The organism is Gammaproteobacteria bacterium, assembly GCA_032250735.1.
In the GTDB taxonomy this organism is placed as follows: domain Bacteria; phylum Pseudomonadota; class Gammaproteobacteria; order SZUA-152; family SZUA-152; genus SZUA-152.
In genome coordinates this window covers 196,949-220,606 of sequence record JAVVEP010000002.1, presented here as the reverse complement: position 1 = coordinate 220,606, position 23,658 = coordinate 196,949, and the positions used below count along the sequence as shown (strand labels likewise).

At 57.1% G+C, this 23,658-nt stretch carries 12 protein-coding genes; 6 read left to right on the top strand and 6 right to left on the bottom strand.

From position 1 onward, the window contains the following. Positions 1-251: 251 nt before the first annotated feature. Positions 252-8,504, bottom strand: coding sequence for a filamentous hemagglutinin N-terminal domain-containing protein (locus tag RRB22_02350; GenBank protein ID MDT8383231.1), 8,253 nt, complete (start codon positions 8,502-8,504; stop codon positions 252-254). A 4-nt stretch (positions 8,505-8,508) separates the two neighbouring features. Next, positions 8,509-10,404, bottom strand: coding sequence for a ShlB/FhaC/HecB family hemolysin secretion/activation protein (locus tag RRB22_02345; GenBank protein MDT8383230.1), 1,896 nt, complete (start codon positions 10,402-10,404; stop codon positions 8,509-8,511). Between the two features lie 439 nt (positions 10,405-10,843). Here RRB22_02345 and rapA point away from each other — a divergent pair, with 439 nt between their 5' ends. Continuing rightward, positions 10,844-13,780: an RNA polymerase-associated protein RapA gene (rapA, locus tag RRB22_02340; GenBank protein ID MDT8383229.1), complete on the top strand. Its 2,937-nt coding sequence runs from the start codon at positions 10,844-10,846 to the stop codon at positions 13,778-13,780. On the opposite strand, the gene RRB22_02335 is transcribed toward rapA, so the two are convergent. After that, positions 13,764-14,051: a GIY-YIG nuclease family protein gene (locus RRB22_02335; protein MDT8383228.1), complete on the bottom strand. Its 288-nt coding sequence runs from the start codon at positions 14,049-14,051 to the stop codon at positions 13,764-13,766. The two genes, rapA and RRB22_02335, sit on opposite strands and share 17 nt — an antisense overlap. Before the next feature lie 79 nt (positions 14,052-14,130). On the opposite strand from RRB22_02335, the gene RRB22_02330 reads away from it, so the two are divergent. After that, positions 14,131-14,679 carry a YaeQ family protein gene (locus tag RRB22_02330; protein MDT8383227.1) on the top strand — a complete coding sequence of 183 codons (549 nt, stop codon included), beginning with the start codon at positions 14,131-14,133 and terminating at the stop codon, positions 14,677-14,679. A 131-nt stretch (positions 14,680-14,810) separates the two neighbouring features. Here the strand turns inward: RRB22_02330 and fusA are convergent, their stop codons facing one another. Both fusA and ggt read right to left on the bottom strand, forming a co-directional pair. After that, positions 14,811-16,895, bottom strand: coding sequence for an elongation factor G (gene fusA, locus RRB22_02325; GenBank protein MDT8383226.1), 2,085 nt, complete (start codon positions 16,893-16,895; stop codon positions 14,811-14,813). Positions 16,896-17,262: 367 nt separating this feature from the next. Then, positions 17,263-18,981: a gamma-glutamyltransferase gene (ggt, locus tag RRB22_02320; protein ID MDT8383225.1), complete on the bottom strand. Its 1,719-nt coding sequence runs from the start codon at positions 18,979-18,981 to the stop codon at positions 17,263-17,265. 149 nt (positions 18,982-19,130) lie between these two features. Between ggt and greB the strand changes: the two genes are divergently transcribed. The 4 genes from greB to RRB22_02300 are packed head-to-tail and all read left to right on the top strand — an operon-like array spanning position 19,131 to position 22,124. Further along, complete coding sequence (gene greB, locus RRB22_02315; protein ID MDT8383224.1) at positions 19,131-19,655, top strand: transcription elongation factor GreB; 525 nt, start codon at positions 19,131-19,133, stop codon at positions 19,653-19,655. A gap of 7 nt (positions 19,656-19,662) precedes the next feature. Continuing rightward, positions 19,663-20,286 (top strand): molybdenum cofactor guanylyltransferase MobA, encoded by a 624-nt coding sequence (mobA, locus tag RRB22_02310; GenBank protein MDT8383223.1) that lies wholly within the window; start codon positions 19,663-19,665, stop codon positions 20,284-20,286. A gap of 1 nt (position 20,287) precedes the next feature. Beyond that, positions 20,288-20,851, top strand: coding sequence for a molybdopterin-guanine dinucleotide biosynthesis protein B (gene mobB / locus RRB22_02305; protein MDT8383222.1), 564 nt, complete (start codon positions 20,288-20,290; stop codon positions 20,849-20,851). A gap of 7 nt (positions 20,852-20,858) precedes the next feature. Next, complete coding sequence (locus RRB22_02300; GenBank protein ID MDT8383221.1) at positions 20,859-22,124, top strand: molybdopterin-binding protein; 1,266 nt, start codon at positions 20,859-20,861, stop codon at positions 22,122-22,124. Positions 22,125-22,211: 87 nt separating this feature from the next. On the opposite strand, the gene nuoN is transcribed toward RRB22_02300, so the two are convergent. Further along, entirely contained in the window at positions 22,212-23,657 is a 1,446-nt protein-coding gene (gene nuoN, locus RRB22_02295; GenBank protein MDT8383220.1) for an NADH-quinone oxidoreductase subunit NuoN, read from the bottom strand. Between the last annotated feature and the right edge of the window lies 1 nt (position 23,658).

The window sequence follows — 23,658 nt, the reverse complement described above, 5'->3', positions numbered from 1 at the left end:
GGAAGATAGGGCTGGGCTGGGTGGGTTTAGCATAATGGAGATTTACACATAAAAGATGTTTGGCAAACCTTTATGCTTTTTACAAAAAATGATTTCATTTGGGAATGGGGTCCAGTTGGAAACGGGTTAGAGGAAACGGGGTTAGAGGAAGAGAGGTCAGGGGGACGGGATTAGTTTCGTATTGTAATATCCTCACCCGAACAATCCGTCCGATCGTTGCAAGGTGAACTCCGAAATGTTCGGCAATCCGATTACTTGCGCCGATCCGTTCTCCGTTTGGCTTTCTCATCCGGTTCGCGGTTGTACTCATAGTCGTACAGGTGGAGGCCACCACTGGAGATGTCGTACAGCGGCGAGAGGAATGCCTGTGTGGGGCGGATGGTGTTTTCGATGAAGGAGACGCTTTGGCCTTTGCCGACGGCGATATTGGTGGTGGTGACGTCGTTTACCAGTACCGAGCCTGGGAGAATCGTGCCGGGTAGGCCGATGATATTCGCCGACCCCTCACCGGCGATGAACAGGCTGGTGCCACCTGAGGCGACATTGACGGAAATGGGATTGTTGAAACTGCCGATGGTCTCGCCGGCGAATATCTCAAGGGTCTGACTGCTGAGATTCGGGTTGGTGATCGTGCTGGTATCGCCGATCACATTGCCGCTGGCGGCGTTGATAGTTAGCCTGCCTGAACCGGCATTCAGGAGACCTAACTGGATATCGCCGGTGTTGGCGGTAATGCTGATATCGCCATTATTGGATGTAGTTGTGCCGCTGAGGTTGATCGTGTCATTGGCGATAATCGTGAGGTCGCCGCCGCTGGTGGTCGATGCCGCCAGGGTCAGTCCGCTGCTGTCGGTCAAGGCGCTATCGCCGGGACCTGTGTTGTTGATCACCACGGCGCCGGTAAATTCGTTGCCTCCATTGGTCAGCGCGATATCACCGCTGTCGGCGGTGAAGGTGGCCGTGCCCGCACCGGCAGCCTGCACCAGCGAGCCGGACTGGCTGATGGCCCCGGCGCTGATGTTGAGCGTACCGCTGCCCACACTGGAGGCGGCCAGCTGCAGACTGTTGGCATCGGTGATGGCGGTGTTTGCCTGTCCGCTATTGCGCAGGCTGACGCTACCGGCGAAATCGTTGCCGGCGTCGGTCAAGGTAATCGTGCTGGTATTGGCATCGATGATGGTGTTGCCCTGTATGTTCAGTGCCCCCGCCTGGGTAACCATACCCGTGGCGAGTATTTCCAGATCACCCGTAAGAGTGAGGCTGGGAATATCCACCGCGCTGTTGTCGGTCAATAACAGGTGATGGATGGTGCCGGACGATGAAAAGCCCGGCGTGCCGGAGAACAGGTTTGCCGCATCATCCAGAATGATGGAGCCACCGTCCGCCACCGCGAAGGCCGATGTGCCGGTCACGTTAAAACGGCCCGATGAGGTAATGTTCCCGGCATTGGTGGTGATCGACAGGACTCCGCTGACGTTCTCGGCCGATGCTGCCAGGCCGTTGGACTCTAAAACATAGGCGTCTACTGTAGCCCCTGTGATGTCCAGAGTGTTGACCGAGGTGGCCAGTGGATTAGAGGATGACCCGATACTGGCAACATCGGCGAGAGTTAGCGTGTCCGCCCCCAACTGTCCGCCGGCGCCTTGGACGACGGATTCGGCGGCAAGCGTGATATCACCGGCCAGCGTCACGGCCCCGGTGATGGTAACCGAATCGCTTCCCGCACCGGCATTGATAGCGAGATCGGTTTTGTTTGAAAACTGCAGCGCGGGCATTCCGCTAATCTGAAAGCTGACTGGTTGTGAACCGCCGATCGATCCCGGTGACAACTGCATGACATCGTCGCCGGTAGAGCCCAGCAGATTGATGGTGTCGGCGGTCATGCTGTCGTTGGCTGCTTCAACGCCAGAGCCTGTTACTGTCTGGTTGATACTACCGCTGTTGCTGGTGATCATCACGGCATCACTGGCGGGTCCAAATGTAAATGTATTGATCAATCCGCTAGCCGTACCGGTCAGGCTGATGCTGTCGGTCCCGGTGCCGCCATCAAACGTGATATTGCGTGATGAGGCGGCGACATAGTCCACCGCGAGGTTGTCGTCGCCTGCCCCGCCCGCGATGCCGCCAGAGATGCCCGCGGCGGCGGCATTGCTGATATTAAAGCTGTCATTCCCTATTCCGCCGTTGAGGGATTCTATCTGCGAGAAGGCAGTGCCGTTCACAAAGCCACTGTCAAGGCCGGCAATGATCCAGCTACTATTCTGGTCCGGGCCGGTCAGCGTATCCGTGCTGGTTCCACCGATCAGCCCGCCACCGATGGTCACCAGCCCACCCAGATTGACAAGATCGTCTCCCCCGCCGCCGCTCACCATGCCTGACAGATTCGCATCGAGGTTGAAGGTGTCAACGGCGCTGCCCCCCAGCAGGTTGTCGATATTCTGAAAGGCGTTGACCTGGGTGAGATTGCCGGCATCCTGCGCGGTGACATTCCAGGTGTTGGTGATATTTTCGGCCTGAATGCTGTCATTGCCGGAACCGCCATCAATGGTACCGGTGATGTTGCCACCGGCAAGCGTAAAGGTATCGGCACTCGCATTGCCCGTGACATTGTTGTACCCGGTAAAGTTGATGCTGTTCACCGCACCGGCATTGCCGCCCGTGATCGACCAGGCATTGGTGGTGTTGTCGCCCACCAGGGTACTGTTGGTAGTATTGCCGACGAATAATTCAATGTTCTGGTATTGGCCGCTGGCCAGAGAGACGATAACCGCATTGGTTTCCGAAGAGTGGTCCACCACATCGGATCCGCCTGCCCCATCAATCACCCCGCTGAAGCTGCTGCCATCGGCAAAGATATAGTTATCGACGCTGGCGTTGCCCAGCAGGTTTTCGATGTCAGTAAAACTATTAATCCCATTGACGTTGCCGGTGTTGGCGCCGGTGATGTTCCAGGTGTTGATCACATTTTCGGCCAGAATGAGATCATTGCCACTACCGCCGTTGATTTGTCCGGTGACCGTTCCACCGTTGGTGGTGAAGCTGTCATCATTGCTGCCGCCCTGGAGATTACTGATATTGGCGAAGTTCACGGAACCGACGGTGCCGGTATCCGGCCCGGTAAGGGTCCAGGTGTTGATCGTGTTATCGCCGGTCAGGGTGCTATTGCCACCGTTACCGATAAAACTCTCGATATTGGTATAGCCACTGCTACCCAGCAGCAGATTGACGAATCCGGATTGCGCCGACTGATCCACCACATCAACTCCTCCGGCACCGTTCACCACACCGGAGATACTACCGCCATCCGCAAACGTGAAGCCATCCGTGCCGGCATTGCCGTTCAGATTTTCGATATTGGAGAATGCCGATATGCCGGTGACACTGCCGGCATCCGCTGCGGTGATGGTCCAGCTGTTTGCGGTATTATCCGCCGTAATCGTGTTGGCGCCAGCGGCCCCGTCAACCGTACCCGTAATGCTGCCACCGTTCAGTGTAAAATGATCGCTGCCGGAGTTGCCCACAAGATTATTAAAATCACTGAAGCTGATTGTCCCGAGAGTCCCCTCATTGACGTCGGTGATGACCCAGGTATTGGCGAGTGCATCGCCGGTCAGCGTGCTGGAAACATTGTTACCGACGAAGGTCTCTATCCGGGCGTAGTTGGTGGATCCGAGAACTACATCCACTACGCCGCTCTCCAGTGTGAAATCGACGGTATCCTGACCCGAGCCACCGTCTACAATGCCGGTGATGGCGCCACCATTCTGAAACAAGAAAACATCCACGTTGATATTGCCGACGAGGTTATTGAAATTATTAAAGGCGATGCCACCGACACTGCCATCGTTATTGCCGGTAATCTGCCAGGTATTTAAACTGGCGGGGCCAGTGAGCGTGCTGTTAATGTTATTACCAATAAATGTCTCGATATTGGTGAATCGGCTGGATGCCAGGTCGATCGCTACCGCTCCGGATTTGTTCGCGAGGTCAACGGTATCCGCGCCGGCCCCACCATTAATATTGCCGCTCACGTCCCCCACCGCACCAAACACAAAGGTATCGGTTGTGCTGCCACCCGTCAGATTCTCTATCTGCGAAAAGCTCGCCACATCGGTGACATTGCCCGTATCGGTGCCGCTGATATTCCAGGTATTGGCGACATCGCGTGCGGTGAGGGTGTCTATCCCCAGCCCACCAGATATAATGCCGGTTATCTCCCCGCTAGTAATCTGAAAGGTGTCTGTTTGGGTATTGCCCGTGATGTTATTAAAACCGCTGAAGTTGATGCCGTTTACCGTACCGCTGTCGATTGCTGTCACCAGCCAGGTACTGTTCACGGCGGGGCCTGACAGGGAGCTGTTGGTACCGTTGCCGATAAAACTCTCGATGCTGGCGAACGAGGCGGATGCCAGGTTGATATTGACGGGGGTAGTGATCGCCGCCTGATTGACCACATCACTGCCCGCCCCGCCATTGATGACACCGCCAAAACTGCTGCCGTCAGCGAAGGTGAAGGTATCCACCGCATTGCCGCCGAGCAGGGATTCTAATTCCGAGAATGCCACCACGCTATTGAGGGTACCCGTATCGGCACCGGTAATAGCCCAGCTATTGTCCGTATCCTTACCCTGTAGGGTGTCATTGCCCAGACCACCGGTGATGCTGCCAGTGCCGGTGATGCTGCCAGCAAGACTGCCACCGACCGAAAACTGGAAGGTATCGGCCGCGTCGTTGCCGGTGAGATGATTGAAGCCTGCAAACGAGACAATGCCGACGGTGCCGCTATTGGCGCCGGTGATGCTCCAGGCATTGAGCGTATTATCCCCCAGCAGTGTGCTGTCCGTATCATTACCGATGAAGGACTCGATGCTCAAAAAATTGCTGTCCGCGATATCGACCACCACCGCAGCGGTTTTTGCCGCATAACTAACCTCGTCCGTCCCCGCCGCGCCATTGATCACGCCGCTGATGGAACCGGGATCCGCAAATACGAAGTTGTCGGTGTCAGAGCCACCTGTCAGGTTTTCAATATTGCTAAAGCCGACGACGCCGGTAACAGTGCCGGCATTGGCGCCACTGATGGCCCAGTCATTCACCTGATTATAGCCAATCAGGGTATTCACCCCACCGCCACCATCAATCTGCACAATGATGCTGCCACCCGAGAGCCGGAAGCTGTCCGTATCCGAGCCGCCGGTGAGATTGGTAAAATTGCTGAAGGCGGTGCTGCCGGTAAAATAGCTGACCGTGCCATCATTGTCGCCATTAATCACCCAGTCGTTTGCCACATTGTCTCCGATGATGGTGCTGTCAGTATTATTGCCTTCAAAGCTCTCTATGTTCGCAAAACCCGCCGCGCCCATGGTGACGACAACCGCAGCAGACTCCGCAGAAAAGTCGACGCGATCGCTACCGGTGGCGCCATTGATGACGCCCGACAGACTGCTGCCATCGGCAAAGATAAAGTCGTCCGTATTGGCATTGCCGGTCAGGTTTTCGATACTGGAAAATCCTCCACCGATGCCCGTTGCCGTACCGGCATCGGCTGACGATATATTCCAGGTATTGGGCAGGTTGTCGCCCACCAGGGTGTCAGTGCCGCCGCCGCCGTCCAGGGTGCCGCTGAGGGTGCCACCCGATAAGGTAAAGGTGTCCGTGTCCGTGCCGCCGGTGAGATTGTTAAAATTGGTAAAGCTGATCAGCCCCACGGTGCCGTCATCGATGCCATCAAGACTGCCATTGATGGTCCATACATTCGGGGTGTCCGCCCCGATCAGGGTGCTGTCGGTTGCATTACCGGTATATTGCTCGATATTGGCATAACTGCTACCGGCCAGATCCACCACCGTACCTATCTGGGCGGAAAGGTCGATGCTATCGTCTCCCCCTCCCCCATCTATGGTGCCGCTCATCGTTACGCCGACGGCAAGGGTGAAATCATCGGTACTGGTTCTGCCGATAAGATTTTCGATGCTCTGGAAGGCATTCACATTGGTAACAGTGCCTGCATCATTATTGGTGATCGTCCAGACATTGGCCACATTAGCGGCGGACAGTGCATCACTGCCGGCACCACCATCAATCGTGCCACTGATGGATCCGGCATTGATCAGAAAGCTGTCAACCAGCCCACCACCGATCAGGTTGGCGATATTGGTAAAGGCAAACACCGAGGCGACAATATTGCCACCATCGGCAGACAGGATATTCCAGTCATTGTCCGTATCGTTGGCGGTCAGGCTATTGATGCCGCCACCACCATCGACGGTGCCCGTTACCGATCCACCGCTGAGTATGAAGTCATCGGTATCACTGCCGCCGGTGATATTTTTAAAATTGGTAAAGGCAACTCCCGCCACCGTGCCGTCATTTTCGGCGGTGATCATCCAGGTATTCGCCACATCAGCGGCGATCAATGTCGAGTTGTCGTTACCATTGCCGATGAGATTTTCGATATTCTGCACATTGCCATCCAGGGTGACCGAAAAGATCCCACCCGGTCGTCCCGAGTAATCGACCGTGTCGCCTACACTATGGCCCGCCCCGTCGAACACGCCGGCGATGCTTCCCGTACCGCTCAGTGCAAAGGTGTCGTCCAGGCTGCCGCCGGTGAGATTGGGGAACTGTGAGAAGGCCGCGCCATTGAGCGTGCCGGCGTTGAGGGCGCTGACCGTCCAGGCGTTGATGGAATCCGGCGCAATCAGCGTGTCACCGCCATTGCTTCCGCCCAGAAGGTTCACCGTGCTGCCGGATAATGCGCCGCGCAGGGTCAGGGTCTCTGCGCCATTGTTGTCGCTGTCCACGGTGACATTGATTGTGTTGGTGGCACTGGTGGCCGCACCCATGTCGACACTTCTTGTACTATTTATGGTTATCGCCCCGTCGCCCGTGCTCAGGCTGCCGAGGGTGATGCCGGCGCCGGACAGGGTCAGCGCGCTGCCCTGTGTGGTGATGGCGTCGCCGGTGTTCATCGTCAGGCTGCCCACCCCATCGGGGACACCGGCGTCGGCGGTCATGGTGATGGAGCCGCCGCTGTTGATGAGAAAGTCCAGGCTATTGTCGGCGAGGTCATTGATCGTAATATTGTTGGTGGCCTCCAGAACCAGGTTGCTATTGAAGCCCAGCGCCTCCAGCGCCAGTTCGCCGATGTCAAAGCTGCCTGCGCCCTGTGTTGCGTCGGACAGGTCCGGTAATAGCCCGTCATTGCCCTGTGCCCCATCGGCCTGATCGTGAATAATGATGTCGGTTGGATCCAACAGTAGAGTGCCCAGCGAACCCCTGGCCGCACTCAGGTCCACCCCGGCCGACAACACCAGGCCCTGCCTGCCGGAGATCTCCACAAAGCCCCCGTCACCGCCGAGCGCCCCGCCGGTGGCGGACACTGTGCCCGCGGCCCAGCTGGTGTCATCCGCCCAGACGACAATCTCACCGCCATCGCCACGGCTGATGGCATCCGCCCGCAGATCGGTGTCCGCGCCCACCTGGGTAAACGCGGCCGTGTTCTCGCCGGCGCCCTTGCGATAGCCGCCGATGGCGATGCTGCCGCCACCCTCCGCACCGGAGACATCGATGCGGGCATCCCCGAACACCCCGACGCGATCGCCCATCATCGTGATCTCGCCACCCGTCTGACCTTCATCTAAACCGGTCGCGTTAAGCTCGCCGGAATTAATGACATTGCCGCCGCTGCCTTCCAGGCGAATCACACCACCCTCATTGCGGATACGGCTGGCCTGGATCAGGCCCTCATTATTCACCACGTTGTGGTAGACGTTGCGGGCGGCGTGGGCCTCCAGCACGACATAACCGCCATCGGCCTGTAGCACGCCGTTGTTATGCACGGCAGATTCACTGTTGAGGGCGTTTTCCACCGTGTCCCTGCTGAGCGCAAACTGGATCAGGCCGTCGTTGTCAAAGCTCAGGCTGGCGGCATCCGCGCTCAGCAGATGAATCTTGCCCAGCCGGGCGCTGATCTGTCCGTTGTTACTCACCGTCTGTCCGATCAGGGCAACCGAGCCACCCTCCGGCACCGTGATCTGGCCGGCATTCTCCACCCGCCCCGCGCCCGTGGTAAACGAGAAACCGCCATTGTCGTTGAATGAACCGGCCTCCATTTGAAAGGCGCCCGCGCCCAATGCGCCGACATTGATGCGCGCGGATTCACCAAAGATCATGCCGTTGGGGTTCATCAGAAACACACGACCATTGGCCTCGATTTTGCCGAAGATCAGGGAGGGCTGCTGGTCGAGGATGCTGTTCAGGGCCGCTGACTGTGCGGAAGGCTGCTCGAAACGCAGCAATTCATCGGTACCGAGGTTGAGGCTCTGCCAGTTTATGGACAGCACATTGCTCTGCTGGGTGACCAGTGTCGTGGTGTCGCTGAGGGTCTGGATCTGTCCGGTGCCGGCGGTGATCTCGCCACCCACTGGTGCGGAAAAACACGGCGTGCTGAATAACACGCTGGTCGCCACTAATAGTCGATACGGTCCGAAACGAGATGCCATGCGGTTAAAATCCATAATTCATTTCCAGGAAATATTGCGGGTCTCGGTCATTGTCCGGCGGTTCATCACCCAGTGGCGAGGCAAACTCAAAACGTGCGGAAAATGTTTCATAATTAAAACGCAGCCCGGCGCCGATGCCGCTGATACTGACCACCTCACGGTCGCTCGCCAGGGGGTCATTCAACCAGCCCTTGGCATAATCCATAAACAGCGAAACCTGCAACACCTCGCCCCAGCGCTTATTGCCGAAGGCCTTCCACTGGGAAAAACCGGGGGCCTGCATCAGCCATTCGATGCTGGTGGAGACGGCCGAATCCCGCAAAAAGGCCGCCGTGGGATAGGCCCGCACGCTATTGGGCCCACCAATGGCCATTTGTTCCAGCGAGGTCAACAGATCCTGCGAGTGCTGACCGCGCAACGAGAGATGCAACATGTGTCCTGGCGTCATGCTGTACCAGTGGTCGTAATCCAGATTGAGTTTGGAAAATCCACCACCGGCAAAGGCCCCCGAACCGCCGCGACGACTGGCCTCGGTCAGCGCGGGATCACTGGTTGCCTCCATCGCCCCCAGCAGGCCTTCAACGCCCTGGTGGTAGTGGAGCCGGCCATTGGCCATGTGTCGCCGTGAACTGCCGGCCCAATTAAAACCACTCTCCAGACTGAACACGGTCAATTCATCGGCCCGGTCTTCGCCTTCGGTGACATCAAGTTTGGCGGATTTGCGGCTGAGTTGAAGTAAGCCATAGCTATTAAGTAATCGGCTGCGGTGAAATGCACGCCGCCAGTAGGCCTGGGCCAGGGTGGTGGTGCCGGAGATGCCGAAGGGCTCGAGGATGGAGCCGAGGCTATAGTGGTTGCTGCTGGCGCCCACGCCCAGCAGATTCCGGGGGCCGAAGGCCATGCGTTCATAATACAGGGAGCCATAGCTGCCGTTCTGGGGGTCATAGGTCTTCGAGTAACTTGCCCGCAGTCTGTCGATCGCGCTGGAGAGATTGTTCCATTCCACATCCAGCCGGGTGCGGTATTCACCGGTGTATTCCGAGCCATAGTTGTCAAAGTGCAGGTTGGTGTTGAGGGTCTTTTCCGCCAGCACCGAGACCAGCAGATCCGTTTCGCCCGGATGCAGGCCGGGGCGGAATACCGCGAAGGTCTCCAGCCCGGGGTAATCGTTGAGCAGCAGCATCGCCTCCTCAATCGCCTGCCGGGTGACGGGTTGTCCCACCAGATCCGTGAACGGGCGCAGCATCTGTTCCCGGTTGTAGTCCCGGTTTTTCTCGATGCTGACATTGCCCAGAATCCCCTCCAGCACGCGGATATGGACGCGGCCCTCCTGGATCGTCTGCGGCGGAATCACCGCCCGCACCAGGATAAACCCCCGCTGCTGGTAATATTGAGCCACCTGGGCGGCAATCTCTTGCAGTTGCGCGAGGCTCAGCTCATTGCTCGGGCCGGATTTGCGGCGAAAATCCTGGATCGTCTGTTCCAGTTCTTGCAGGGTGTCATCCGCGCTTTTTTGTCCATCGGCATTGTCCAGTTTTTTCAGCAGCTTACCCCGGTCTTGTGCGGACAGGGGGGCCGCCTTGTCCGCCGCCTCTACCGCGCTCGGCGGCGCCAACAGCCGCTGACGTTGTTGCTCCACAAAGGCGTTCAGTTCGGCCAGCCGAATATCGTGTTCCGGGCGCTCCACCACGCCCTCCAGCACGATGGCAGTGACCTCGATCTGCGTCCCGGCCGGCACCGGTTTCGGGGCCTGCTCCGCCTCGGGCGTCGCCAAAAAACGGCGCATATTGGGCGGAACCGGCATCCTTAACTCGCTACCGGCCTGCGCCCCGCCGGGTTTTGAGGCATCCGGCAGCTCTGCCGCCACCACTACACGACTGGCGCAGCACGCGCACAGCATCGCGACCACGAACATCGCCCTGGTCGGCCGATGCGGCGCGTGTGGCCACGCTTGAAAAACGGAAAGATTCAGCAAATCACGATCCAGCGTGTTTGATTACGCATTGATAAACCCAGTGATAGACCCATTGATAAAACCCATCGATAACCCATAAAACCCTGCCTCATAGCGGCGCTGGCGATGACATCATCAGGCCGTGGTGAGCCACGCCTGTGCGCATTGCACAGGGAATATGCAGGTTTAATGCCAAACAAGGGGGCTGGCCGAACGTAGGGAGAAGGAGGCGCGCCCAGCACGGCGACTAACAGGCCTGAACCGGCATGCAGCGGGGCATGTCTGCCGCGGGCGCGGCGGGGTTTGCGGTGGGAATCGACGCCTGTTTCATCTACTATACGCCGCCCCTAACGAATGAAATTTCTAACCCCAGAGACGCAATATCGTGCAAGAAATAACCGTCGGCCAACGCTGGATCAGTGACACCGAGGCGGACATGGGCCTGGGCACCATCGTCGCCGTTGAGCATCGCACCATTACCGTGGACTTTCTCGCCACCGGCGAGACCCGCATCTATGCAAAACAGACCGCACCCCTGACCCGCGTCAGATTCGGGCCCGGCGACAGCGTCCACAACCAGGCCGGTGAGATCCTGCATGTGGAGTCCGTGAGCGAACAGGCTGGCCTGCTGATCTATCGCGGCAAGGGTGCGCGGGGCGAAACCCTGGCCTGGCCGGAGACGCAGCTGGACAACGCCATTCAATTAAACCGCCCCACCGAGCGGCTGTTTGCCGGCCAGCTTGATGCCAACAAGTGGTTCGAGCTGCGCTACCAGAGCCTGCGCTATGCCAACCGCCTCGCCCATTCCGACCTCTATGGCCTGATCGGTGTGCGTACCAGTCTCATACCCCATCAGCTTTTTATCGCCCATGAGGTGGCGCACCGTTACGCCCCGCGCGTGCTGCTGGCGGACGAGGTTGGTCTGGGCAAAACCATTGAGGCCGGTCTGATCCTGCATCAGCAATTGTTGACGGAACGGGCCAGACGGGTGTTGATCATTGTCCCTGAAAGCCTGGTGCATCAGTGGCTGGTCGAGATGCTGCGCCGCTTCAATCTCTACTTCAGTGTGTTTGATGAAGAACGCTGCGCGGACCTGGAGGAAGGCACCGAACAGGTAAACCCCTTCCAGACCGAACAGCTCATCTTGTGCAGCCAGGGTTTCTTGTCGACCAATTCCCGCCGGGTGGAACAGGTGCTGGCCGGTGAATGGGATCTTCTGGTGGTGGATGAGGCGCATCACCTGCAATGGTCACCCGGCAACAGCAGCCCGGAATATGCGTTGATCGAGGCGCTGGCGGCCGAGACCAAGGGGGTTCTGTTACTGACGGCAACCCCGGAGCAGCTCGGCAAGGAGAGTCATTTCGCGCGGCTGCGGCTGCTGGACCCTGACCGGTTCCCGGATTTTGATGCATTCCTTGAGGAGGAAAAGCATTACCGTCCTGTCGCCGAGGCCGTGGAAGAACTGCTGCGCACATTAACCAGCGATGAAAAAATATCGCCGGCAACACAGGCGACCCTGCAGCAGGTGCTGGTGGAGAACGATGATGCCAGTAATGCCGCCCTGATCCAGTGTCTGACCGCCGATGATAACGGCAGCGATGCCGCGGGGGCTCGCCGGCAGGACATCAAGCAGCGACTTGTGGATATGCTGCTGGATCGCCATGGCACGGGTCGGGTACTGTTTCGCAATACGCGCGCGGCGGTCAAAGGCTTTCCGGGACGACAGCTCAACGCCTACCCTCTGCCGCTGCCCGCAGCCTACGCCGACAACTACCAAACCTTCATCGACGCCCATCAACCGCTCGATCTATCCAGCGCAAGGTCGTTGCTGTGTCCGGATATATTGCCGCCGGCGAAAGCCGAGCAGGCGGTGTGGACATCCTTCGACCCGAGGATCGACTGGCTGCTGGACACCATCCGGCACTACCGGCCAGCAAAGATCCTGGTCATCGCCGCCAACACATCGACGGCCCTGGGGATCGCACAGGCACTCAAGACCCGGACAGGACTGCATGCACCGGTGTTCCACGAAAACCTCAGTATCATCGAACGTGACCGGGCCGCCGCCCATTTTGCCGATATGGAAAACGGTGGGCAGATTCTGATCTGCTCGGAGATCGGCAGCGAGGGTCGCAACTTCCAGTTTTCGCATCACCTGGTACTATTTGATCTACCGTTGAACCCGGATCTGCTGGAACAGCGGATCGGTCGCCTGGATCGCATCGGCCAGACACAGACCATCCAGATTCATGCACCCTATTTTACGGAGAGTCCACAGAGCCTGATGTTCCACTGGTATCAGCAGGGGCTGTCCGCGTTCGAAAAGACCTGCCCGGTAGGACCCAATGTGTTCCAGCAACTGGAGGATGAATTTCTGCAGGAACTGGCCTGCCTGCAACAGACCGAACGCCACGCCACACTGATCAGCCAGGCCAGGGAACTGTCGGCCGCGCTCAATGAAAAACTGCATAAGGGCCGGGACATATTGCTGGAATACAATTCCTGTATACCCGCGGCCGCCAAAAAATTGCAGGAACGAGCGCAATCCAGCGATGAAAACACCGCTATCCAGGATTATCTGGAAAAGGTCTTTGACTGCTTTGGTGTCGATACCGAAATTCACAGTACCGACTGTTACATTGTCCGGCCGGGCGAGCACATGCACTCGCATTTTCCCGGACTTGAAAGTGACGGCATGAAGGTCACCTACCGTCGTGATCTGGCACTCTCCAATGAAGACATGCACTTTATTACCTGGGAGCACCCACTTGCCACCGGCGCACTGGATCTGGTGCTCAGCAACCAGACCGGCAACACTTCGCTGGTCGCCATAAAATACCCACAGCTGTCGACAGGCACGATGTATCTGGAGTGCGTGTACATCCTCGAGCCCGTTGCCGACAACACGCTGCAATCAAAACGCTATCTCCCCCCGACTGCGATTCGACTGGTCCTCGATCAGCGCGGGAAAAATGTGACCGGCAGTCTCAAGCATGGCGACATCAATCAATCGCTGATCCCGGTCGATACCGAAACCGCCAATGCCGTGATCCGTTCACAAACCCGAGAGATAAAATTGATGGTGGAGGCCAGCGAACAGTTGGCTCTGGCGCAGAAACCGAGTCTCATCGACGGCGCCAGAAAACTGATTGTGGAAACACTGGAGCCGGAGATTGCACGCCTGCGGGGGCTCAAGGCGCACAATCCCAATGTGCGCAGCGAAGAGATCGACTTCTTTGTCGCTCAGCGAGATGCGGTCAATCGCGCACTGGCCTCGGCAACGGTGCGTCTGGATGCGCTACGCATCATTGTCGCGACCTAGGAAGCGTATTCCGGTCCGAGTTGATTAGGGAGAGCTTTTCCTGCCGATCCAGTTTTTTGATCACTGCCTCACGCTGGCTGGCGGTGGATCGGGTATGACCGCCCTCCACATAGACCATCTCTTCTGGGGAGCGCGCACGGAAATATTTGGCGCCTTTATGATGTTTATGTTCCAGAAACCGACGCTCGACATCGGTGCTGATCCCGGTGTAAAGAGAGGTGTCAGAGCACACGATGATATAAACGTACCAGGGATTAGTTTCTGGTTTCACGGCAACAGATCTCGTGATGAAATAGGCTTATCATGTGACATATTAAGCGCCCGATGCAGCTGAGGCAAAAGGAAGACGAGTGGCATTAAAATCGACGGTTTTTAAACTGGATCTGCAGATCTCGGATCTCGACCGGCATTACTACCAGACCCACCAGTTGACCCTGGCACGTCACCCTTCCGAAACGAATGCACGCATGCTAATGCGCATCGTCGCCTTCGCCCTACACGCCTCGGATGCGCTGAGCTTCACCAAGGGACTCAGTACCGATGATGAGCCGGATATCTGGGAAAAAAACCTGACCAATGAAATCCTGCTATGGATTGATCTCGGTCAACCCGATGAAAAACGGATTCGCCAGGCCTGTGGCAAGGCAAAGTCCGTCATCATTTATACCTACAATCAGCGATCCTCCGCGATATGGTGGTCACAAATCGAGCCCAGGCTGAAACGCTTCCGGAACCTGAGCGTCATCAATCTATCAGTCGCCGATAGCGATGAGCTTGAAGCGATGGTGGATCGCAACATCGAGTTGCAGTGCACTCTGCAGGACGGCCAGGTCTGGCTGTCCAATAATGCATTGACCCTGGCGATCGAAAAAAAGATCTGGAAAGACCCTTCCTCGTAACGAGGCGTATGGGAAGGTATTCTTTTCATGTGACTCGATAATAAAAAATGATGGGGTCGAAAAAAAAGGCCGGATGAAAACTCATCCGGCCTTTTTTGACAAACCGCCTGACCAGCGCGGCCGTATTATCACTACTTCTTGGCGTTACGTTCCTGTACTTCCTTGATCACGGCATCGGCCACATTCTTCGGACACGGTGCATAGTGTGCGAATTCCATGGAGAACTGGCCACGACCCGAGGTCATGGTACGCAGATCGCCGATGTAACCAAACATCTCCGCCAATGGCGCATTGGCCTTGATACGCACACCGGTGGGACCGGGTTCCTGACCGGCAATCATGCCGCGACGACGGTTAAGGTCACCAATCACGTCACCCACATGGTCTTCAGGTGTGAACACATCCACCTTCATGATGGGCTCCAGCAGCTGTGCGCCAGCCTTCGGAATACTCTGACGAAAAGCGGATTTACCGGCGATTTCAAAGGCGATGGCCGAGGAGTCCACTGCGTGGAAACCACCGTCCGTGAGATTGACATGGACGTCCAGCACAGGGAACCCGGCCAATACACCCTGGTTCATCATGCTGTTAAAGCCCTTCTGCACCGCAGGCCAGTATTCGCGCGGCACATTACCACCGGTAACCGTGGACTCAAAGGTGAAGCCACTGTTCTGTTCGCCCGGCTCGATGATGTAGTCGATCTTCGCAAATTGACCGGAACCACCGGATTGTTTCTTGTGGGTATAGCTGTCCTCCACCCGCTGGGTGATGGTTTCACGATAGGCCACCTGCGGTTTACCCACTTCCACATCAATGCCGTGGGTACGTCGGAGGATATCGACCTTGATATCCAGATGCAGCTCGCCCATGCCCTTGATAATGGTTTCGCCAGAGTCTTCGTCTGTTTCAACACGGAAGGACGGATCCTCGGCAATCATTTTGTTTATGGCCAGACCCATTTTTTCCGCGCCGCCCTTGTCTTTCGGCTTGATGGCGATGGAGATAACCGGCTCAGGGAATACCATCGGCTCCAGCGTGCCGACATCTTTTAGATCGCTCAATGTGTGGCCGGTCTGGGTGTTCTTCAGACCGATAAAGGCCACGATGTCACCCGCGGTGCAAGAATCCCGCTCGATACGATCATCTGCGTGCATCTCGACAATACGACCAATACGCTCATTCTTGCCGGTAAAGGTATTAAGGACGGTATCGCCCTTGTGCAACGTGCCTGAATAGATACGCATAAAGGTCAAGGCGCCAAAACGGTCATCCATGACTTTAAACGCCAATGCGCGGAAAGGTTTCGCGGGATCGACAATGGCAAATTTGCCCGTCTCGTTACCTTCCTCATCGGTTTCCGGCTGAGGTTTCACTTCGGTCGGATTGGGCAGGTAATCAACCACGGCATCCAATACCAACTGAATACCTTTATTCTTGAACGCTGAACCACAATAAGTGGGGAAGAAGTCCAGGGCGATAGTGCCCTTGCGAATACATTTTTTGACATCTTCCAGCGCAGGCTCTTCACCTTCCAGATACTTCTCCATCAGCGCATCGTCCTGATCCAATGCGGTTTCGATGAGTTTTTCACGCCACTCTTCAACCAAATCGGTCATATTGGCAGGCACATCTTCAATGACGTAGTTATTGGGGTCACCAGAGTTATCCCAAACCCAGGCCTTGCGGGTCAGTAAATCGACAACACCCACAAAATCTTCTTCTTCACCGATGGGCAGCACCATGACGAGTGGGTTCGCACCAAGTACATCTTCAACCTGCTTGACGACGCGATAGAAATTGGCACCCAGACGATCCAGTTTGTTCACCAAAATAACGCGGGCAACTTCAGAATCATTCGCATAACGCCAGTTGGTTTCGGATTGCGGTTCCACACCGCCGGATCCACAGAACACGCCCACACCGCCGTCGAGCACTTTCAATGAACGATATACCTCGATGGTAAAGTCCACGTGTCCAGGGGTATCGATGATGTTGAAGCGATAATCCTTCCAAAAACAGGAGGTGGCGGCGGACTGAATGGTGATCCCGCGCTCACGTTCTTGATCCATAAAGTCGGTGGTTGTTTCACCGTCATGCACTTCACCGATCTTGTGGATCTTGCCGGTGAGTTTGAGAATTCGTTCCGTCGTGGTGGTTTTACCCGCGTCGACGTGCGCAAAGATACCAATATTTCTGTAGTGGCTTAGATCGGTCATGTCAGTACTCTAAAAGTTGAAAATGCATTTACACATTGGTTGCACATTGGTTACAGATTGTTCCGTCCACTCACCTACCTGCAGCGGTGTAACGAAAACCCTAAAAATTCCAAAGCGGCCCTCGACTGGCAGCCTCAGTCCCTTGTAACGGGAAGCCCGGGGTCGCCAAACCGCGCATTATAACCTAAACATTCGTCATGTGGGTGGTCGGCAGCGGGAATATCTTCGGCCCGCAAAGAACTGGACCATTGACGGATCCGATATGGGGCCGGCAACCGAAAAACCGAGGGGCGAAAATAAGACAAGCCTATTCAACAGCTTATGCTTACAGGCAGGGTGAAACCCGACACCCGCCTGGCGTAGAGGATTATTTGAGCGTCGCGGCACCGATGCCCCGCGGGTCGCTGGCCGCGCTGACCGTGTTCCTGGACTTGTCCCACACCACGGCCTGCATATTGCCGTAATGGCCAAAGCCGCCGCCATAGGGCGACATCTGTTTTTTCAGCACATGCCCCCGCAAGGCCAGCTCCTGCTCCAGCTCTGCATCAAAGGCCTCGTTTTCATACATGACGAGATCGGGCAGGTATTGATGATGAAAGCGCGGCCGCTTCACAATGTCCGGTGCGTCCCCGCCCTTGTCGTACTCCAACGCCCCCAACAGCACCATGGTAATGATCCGGCTACCGCCCGGTGTGCCCAACAAGGCGACACCCCGGTCATTCTCGATGAAGGTGGGCGACATGCTGGACAGCGGCCGTTTGCCGGGCGCTATCGCATTGGCCTCCGCTCCCACCAGGCCATAGGCATTGGGTACACCGGGCTTGGCGGAAAAATCGTCCATCTCGTCATTGAGTAAAAAACCGGTGCCGGGCACGACATAACAGGAACCGAACAGGTAATTCACGCTCAGCGTCGCCGCCACACGGTTACCGTCTTTATCCAGCACGGAAAAGTGGGTGGTATCCGCGCCCGCGCCGCCGGGATCGCCCACCGGGGCCAGCTCCTCGCTGGGCGTGGCCCGGTCCAGCTGCAGATCACGGACCAGCTGCCGGCTGTGCTCACGGCTCAGCAGTCGCGCGACCGGCACCTCCACAAAATCACTGTCGCCCAGGTATTCCGCCCGGTCACGATAGGCGCGCCGCATCGCCTCGAGGGTGACATGGGTCCGGTCAACGCGGTCCATGGTCGCGACATCATACTGGCTTAACATATTCAGGATGCCGGCAAGCACAATCCCGCCGGATGATGGTAGCGGTGCGGAGATCAGGGTCATCCCCTGATAGTCCACCCTGATCGGCTCCCGTTCGATGACCCGATAGTTTTCCAGATCCGCCAGGCTCCAGAGGCCACCGGCCTGTTTGACCCCGGCGACGATCCGCCTGGCCATCGTACCCTGATAAAAACCGGCATTGCCCTGTTGCGCAATCGTCTCCAGGGTACGGGCAAGGTCCGGCTGCCGTAACCGGTGACCCAGCGGCGGCACGGCGCCATTTTCCAGAAAAATCTCCGCAGTGGCGGGATACTGTTGCAGGGTCTTCAGGCGCATCGTGGCGTAACGCCGATACTGTTCGTCGACCGCAAAGCCGTTGCTGGCAACGCGAATGGCGGGTGCCAGGCTTTTCTGCAGCGGCAGGCGCCCATAGTTTTTGGCCAGATGCACCATGGCCGCCGGCACGCCGGGGATGCCCGCGGCCAGGGGGCCATTGATCGCGGCGCCGTCGATCACATTGCCCTCCGCATCAAGGTACATGTCGCGATGCGCCGCGGCCGGGGCCTTTTCCCGCCCATCCAGCAGGGTCTGGTAGCCATCGGACTGACGGTGCAACAACCAGAAGCCCCCGCCCCCGAGTCCGGAGCCATAGGGTTCCACCACACCGATTACCGCAGTAATGGCCACCGCGGCATCAAAGGCGTTGCCGCCCAGTGCCAGAATCTCATGGCCGGCCGCGGTCGCCTCGGGATGGGCCGTGGCGATGGCCGCATGGGGTGGCTTGTCGGCCAGGGCAACGGGGGCAAGCCACAGCGCTAAGGCGATCGTTACGCCCACGGCAGCAACAGTGAATCGTATCCGGTAATGTCTCAACATAGTTTTTTCGCCAAAAGGATGATGGTGACTTGATGCTAGAATATACCGCCGATTTTGCAAAGTGTTCGTAACTCGCGCAACGGATGCCTGCGCCATTGAGACGCAAACGCTTTAGAATAGCCACCTTGTTTCAGCACAGAAGGCCGCCGATGGGACGCTATCGCCCTCCACAACAACCGGGTTCCAAATATATTACGCGCGAGGGTTTTTGCCGTCTGCAGGAAGAGCTCGATGTTCTGTGGAAGCAGGAACGCCCCAGGGTCACCCAGGCGGTTCGCGAGGCGGCCGCTCAGGGCGACCGTTCCGAAAATGCCGATTATATCTACGGCAAAAAGCGGCTGCGGGAGATCGACCGGCGGGTGCGGTTTCTGCGCCAGCGGCTGGACAACATCACGGTGGTCGACAGGCCGCCGAGTGATCAGCGCCGCATCTATTTCGGGGCCTGGGTGGAGCTGGAGGACGATGACGGCAATAGCCTGACATACCGTATTGTCGGCCCGGATGAGATCGACCCCGGGCCCGGCTATATCAGCATGGATTCGCCCGTTGCCAGGGCCTTGATGAAGAAATCCGTGGATGATGAAGTCACCGTCAACACCCCCAGGGGTGAGGTGGTGATGTATATTAGCGCGGTGCATTACCGCGCAGACGACCATTCCCCGCCAGGCCCTTAGCACGGTTATGCCAGAAAACTCCCCCGATAACACCGCACTGAACGGACTGATCCTGGCAGGCGGCCGCGCAACCCGCATGGGCGGCATCGATAAGGGCCTGATCCCCTTCGCTGGCAACTGCCTGATCGAACACGCCATCGCCCGCCTGCGACCGCAAGTGGCGCGGATCTTTATCAGCGCCAACCGCAACATCGAACACTATGTCCGATACGGCTTGCCGGTACTGGAAGACCGCTTTGGTCACTTTGCAGGTCCGCTGGCCGGTCTGTTGCGCGCACTGGAGCAGGCAGACGGTATGCCGGTGCTCGTGGTCCCCTGTGATGCGCCCTTGTTCCCGACGCAACTGGCCGCGCGCCTGCGGGAGGCCTATATCGAAGGGGCCACATCGGCCGTTATCCCCCACGACGGCAGCCGCCTACAGACCCTGTTTGGCCTTTATAGCCCTACTGTGCTTTCATCGTTAACAGACTATCTCGAGTCCGGTCAGAGGAAAGTGGAAACCTGGGTCAATACCCTGCAGCCGGTGATCGTCGATTTTTCCAACGAGAGCGAGGTGTTCATGAACATCAATACCGAGACCGATCTACAGACGGCACAATCCCTTCTGGAAACACGGCGGATCAACCTATAACATGTTAGACAATGCATCAATACCGATTCTCGGCTTTGTCGCCCCCAGCGGCACCGGCAAGACCACGCTGTTAAAAACACTGATCGCCCTGTGTAAGGCAAAAGATATTCGACTTGCCGTGATCAAACACTCCCACCATGATTTTGAGATAGACACACCGGGAAAGGACAGTTACGAACTGCGCAAGGCCGGTGCCGAGCAGATGCTGATTGCCTCAAGGTATCGATGGGCACTGATTTCCGAATCCTGTTGTGACGCTAATGAGGTCGACCTGAACAGCCTGCTCCTGAATCTGGATCAGAATCAGCTAGACCTTATCCTGGTGGAAGGCTTCAAGCAGGAGCATTTTCCAAAGATTGAACTGCTTCGTGCGCCGCACCATCGACTGTCGCTGGCGGCCGCTGATCCTGACATCATCGCCATCGCCACGGATGACCCTGATGAACCCGGGTGTGAACTACCCTGCCTGGATCTGAATGATGCCGAACAGATTCTTCGCTTCATCATCCGCTATTTCAATCTAGCCACGTCTGACGCCAGCCATTACCACCCTGACAAGGATTGATATCACCATGACCAACCAACCGTCCCCCGCCGCCAGCTGTTGTGATGAATTCGACACCCATGCACTGACGGTCGATCAGGCCCGCAATAAAATACTCGAGACGGTCAAGCCCGTTACCGAGGTGGAGACGCTCCCCATTCGCGAGGCATTAAATCGTGTCCTCGCGGAAACAGTGAGATCATCCATCAATGTGCCGGCCCATACCAATTCCGCCATGGATGGCTATGCGATGTGCGGCGCCGACATCCCCACCGACGGGACCCGGGAGCTGACCGTTGTGGGCAGCGTTATGGCGGGAAAGCCGCTGGCGATCCGCATTTCCTCCGGTGAATGCGCGCGCATCATGACCGGTGGGAAAATGCCGGCGGGTACGGATACCGTGATCATGCAGGAAAAGGTGCAACGTCATGACAACAGCATCACCATTACCCCGGCGCATAAAGCCGGCGAAAACGTACGCCAGGCCGGAGAAGATCTCGCCAGCGGTGAAACGGTCTTTGTGCCCGGCCGGCGTCTGACCCCCGCTGACATCGGTATGCTGGCCTCCATCGGCGATGCAACCGTGACGGTGTTTCGAAAACCCAGGGTCGCCTTTTTCTCAACCGGCGATGAGCTGTGCAGTGTCGGACAAGCCCTGGGCGATGGCCAGATTTACGACAGCAATCGTTACACCCTGGATGGTATGCTGCGGCGGCTGGAGGTTGAGGCTATCGATATGGGCGTCATCCCCGATGATCGCGGGCTGATTGAAGCGGCCTTCACCAGCGCCGCAGAACAGGCGGATATACTGATCACCACCGGGGGCGTCTCCGTGGGCGAAGCGGATTTCGTCAAGGAAACGCTGGAAAAACTGGGCCAGGTGGGTTTCTGGAAAATTGCCATGAAACCCGGCCGTCCACTGGCCTTTGGACAGATCGAGGCCTGCCAGTTCTTTGGGCTACCGGGCAACCCCGTCTCGGCGATGGTCACCTTCTACCAGTTTGTACAACCGGCCATTCTGCGCATGATGGGCATCGAAGACGTGGTGCCGAAATTTCTGCTATTAAAGACCGCCAGCCCGCTCAAAAAACGCCCGGGACGCCTTGAGTTTCAGCGCGGCATGATAACAACCGACAGCAATGGGGAGATGGTGGTCAGCAGCGTGGGCGCCCAGGGATCGGGAATCCTGAGCTCGATGAGTAAGGCGAATTGCTTTATCGAGTTGCCACTGGAGACCAGTGTGGTGGAAGTCGGCGACTACGTCAGGGTGCAGCCCTTTGCCGGAATGGTCTAGACTTTTCAAACGGGTATTGGGTGTCCGTATAACAGAGGCAGCCACACTGCCGATCCGCCCTAACGACAGTTGGCGATTTAAAAAAGCCTAACCTATCGCCGCGGCACACATAGCCATCAGACTGCCGGGGGCCAGCCCAAGCAACAGGACACCGAGACCATTGGCGGATAAAACCAGTTTCATATCGGTGCACGATTCAATCGGCTGGGTATCTTCAGGTTTGTCGAAGTACATGAGCTTGACGATACGCAGGTAATAAAATACGCCGATAATCGAAAAGATCACCGCCGTCACCGCCAGCCATGTCAGGCCGACATCCACCACCGCCTGCAACACGGCAAATTTCGCGTAGAAGCCAATAGTCGGCGGCACACCGGCCATGGAGAACATCAGAATCATCATAATGAACGCAAACCAGGGGCTGCGCTGGCTAAGTCCCTTGAAGTCCGATAGCTGATCGGCCTCAAAACCCGCCCGGCTCAGCAGGATGACCATCCCAAATCCGCCCATCGCCATCAGCGCATAGACGATGGCATAGAACATGGAAGCGGTATAACCCACCTGGCTACCGGCGAGTATGCCAAGCAATAGAAATCCTACGTGGGAGATCGTCGAATAGGCCAACATACGTTTAATGTTCGCCTGTGCAATGGCAATCACATTACCTATCGCCATCGAGAGCACCGCCATGATAATCAAAATATCCTGCCACTGGTCATGCATGTCGCCCAGGCCTTCGACCAGCAGTCGCATGACCATGGCGAAGGCGGCGATTTTCGGCGCGGTGCCAATAAACAGGGTGACGGCCGTTGGCGCCCCGTGATACACATCGGGAATCCACATATGAAAGGGAACCGCGCCCAGCTTGAAGGCCAGGCCGACAATCACCAGTACAAGACCCAGCCCCAATACCATTTTCTTGGAGTCTTCCAGGCCCGCAATGGCGGTCTGCACCCCACCGATATCAAGGGTGCCGGTTATGCCATATAACAGCGACATGCCATACAGCAACATGCCCGAGGCCAGGGCGCCCAAAATAAAATATTTCATGGCAGCTTCAGTGGCATCCTTTGAGTCCCGATGAAAGGCAACCAGTGCATACAGTGAGAGTGACAACAACTCCAGACCGAGGTACATGGTCAACATGCTGTGGGCCGAGATCAGCACCATCATCCCGAGCACGGCAAACAACCCCAGCACGTAAAACTCGCCCTTGAAGATGGCTCGATCGAGCAAATATTTTCGTGAATAGATAAACACGACCGCAGACACCAGATACACAAACATCTTCAGTACGTCACCCATGGTATCGCTCACAAATGAGCCATCGAAGGTGTAAACCGTCACAGGGTTGTGCATGGCCACGGTCAGGGCTGCGGTCACTGCCAGGCTGGCCAGCGTCATCAGGTAGATAAAGATACGGTTTTTGTCGGCAAGATAGGGAACCGCGAGCAAGATAATACAGGTCATGGAGAGCAGAAAGATCTCCGGCACCGCGGGCATTAAATTGGGCATCTGAAAACTAGTTTGCATA

Coding starts and splice junctions, on each gene's coding strand:
- nuoN (MDT8383220.1), bottom strand. CDS start 23,657: ATGCAAACTAGTTTTCAGATGCCCAATTTAATGCCCGCGGTGCCGGAG.
- RRB22_02300 (MDT8383221.1), top strand. CDS start 20,859: ATGACCAACCAACCGTCCCCCGCCGCCAGCTGTTGTGATGAATTCGAC.
- mobB (MDT8383222.1), top strand. CDS start 20,288: ATGTTAGACAATGCATCAATACCGATTCTCGGCTTTGTCGCCCCCAGC.
- ggt (MDT8383225.1), bottom strand. CDS start 18,981: ATGTTGAGACATTACCGGATACGATTCACTGTTGCTGCCGTGGGCGTA.
- mobA (MDT8383223.1), top strand. CDS start 19,663: ATGCCAGAAAACTCCCCCGATAACACCGCACTGAACGGACTGATCCTG.
- RRB22_02350 (MDT8383231.1), bottom strand. CDS start 8,504: ATGGCATCTCGTTTCGGACCGTATCGACTATTAGTGGCGACCAGCGTG.
- greB (MDT8383224.1), top strand. CDS start 19,131: ATGGGACGCTATCGCCCTCCACAACAACCGGGTTCCAAATATATTACG.
- RRB22_02345 (MDT8383230.1), bottom strand. CDS start 10,404: ATGCTGTGCGCGTGCTGCGCCAGTCGTGTAGTGGTGGCGGCAGAGCTG.
- fusA (MDT8383226.1), bottom strand. CDS start 16,895: ATGACCGATCTAAGCCACTACAGAAATATTGGTATCTTTGCGCACGTC.